The sequence below is a fragment of the Streptomyces regalis genome (assembly GCF_001509475.1).
Lineage (GTDB): Bacteria > Actinomycetota > Actinomycetes > Streptomycetales > Streptomycetaceae > Streptomyces > Streptomyces regalis.
This window is the reverse complement of record NZ_LLZG01000223.1, coordinates 1-774: the sequence shown is the minus strand read 5'-3', so window position 1 is coordinate 774 and position 774 is coordinate 1. Positions and strand designations below refer to the sequence as shown.

At 74.9% G+C, this 774-nt stretch carries 1 protein-coding gene; it reads right to left on the bottom strand.

The genetic code is table 11. From position 1 onward, the window contains the following. Positions 1–614 (bottom strand): hypothetical protein (locus tag ADL12_RS23020; RefSeq protein WP_062704664.1); only part of this gene is annotated, 614 nt, incomplete at its 3' end. Positions 615–774 lie beyond the last annotated feature (160 nt).

Here is a 774-nt window from a genome sequence, read left to right as displayed (position 1 = left end):
GGGATGGGGCGCGTCGGCTTCGGGGCGGCGGGGGTGGGGCCTGGACCGGGGCCGGGTTGGGGGGCTGCCGGCTTTTCGGCGGGCTTCTTCCGGGGCTGCTTGCCGGGTTCCTGGCCGGCGGCCTGGGCGGGGAGGTGGACCGCCGTGCTGGAGGAAGCGTCAGACAGGCCTCCAGGGAGGGCCAGGAAGCGTGTACGGGCCCCGGGGACGGTCGGCGCGACGTGGGGTGCCGGGTGAGCGGTATCGCGCGCGAGGCGGGCTCGTACGTCCTGCTCGGCGAACGTCCGGCAGCGACTGAGGAGCGCGGCTGCGGTGGGGTTGCCGCGCAGAGCCCGAAGGGCGGCGAGGTCGTCGGAGGTCGGGCGGTATCCGGCGCCCAGGGACTCCTCGAGGAGGGTGAGGTAGCCGGTTGCGGTGCCGGGGAGGGCGGCGCGGCAGCGGGCCAGCTCCGCCACCAGGAAGGCACGCATTCGGGCATCCTCGCGCATCGCCTCGTCGAGCGACTCGGCGAGGCGGAGACAGGCCTGGACGTCCTCGGCCGAGGCGGGGGTGGGGTGAAGGGCGAGGGCGAGAGCGCGGCGGAGCACACGCAGCTCCTCCGCACCGAACGCCATGCCGCCGCGGGATCCGTATGGCGTGGGCATGCGCCGACGATACGCGCTAATCAGACAAACGCGACATAAGGGGGGCGGGTGTGGCGTGGGAGCCACTCGGGTGGTGGTGGGGGTGCGCGTGCCTCCGGCGGTTGGGCGGGGGTGCCTGGCGTGGCTGGGC